Consider the following 300-nt stretch of genomic DNA (forward strand, 5'->3'; position numbering starts at 1 on the left):
TATAAGGGGTGTAGAGAAAGTCTTTCGTAGTCGGATCGAGGACATTGGCGTTGACTAGAGGCATGTTGGCTGTACGAATTACTTTTTCGAGGTAGGCAAGGCCGTAGTTAAATTCGTGGTTGCCAAGTGTGCCGACGTCAAATCCCAGAGTCTCTAAGGCGGCGTACATAGGATGTTGTTCACCTTCTTCAATAGGATCAACGATAGACTTGTAATTTCCAAGAGGAGTACCTTGAATGGTGTCTCCATTATCTACCAATACGACATTTGGATTTTCTTTTTTTGCTTCTTCGATAAGAA

1 pseudogene is annotated in these 300 nt (G+C 43.0%); it reads right to left on the reverse strand.

Features of this window, described 5'->3' with window-relative positions:
- Nucleotides 1-300, reverse strand: a pseudogene (locus tag C1G53_RS11185) (2',3'-cyclic-nucleotide 2'-phosphodiesterase); the annotation flags it as partial.

The organism is Streptococcus suis (assembly GCF_002960445.1).
Classification (GTDB): domain Bacteria; phylum Bacillota; class Bacilli; order Lactobacillales; family Streptococcaceae; genus Streptococcus; species Streptococcus hyiners.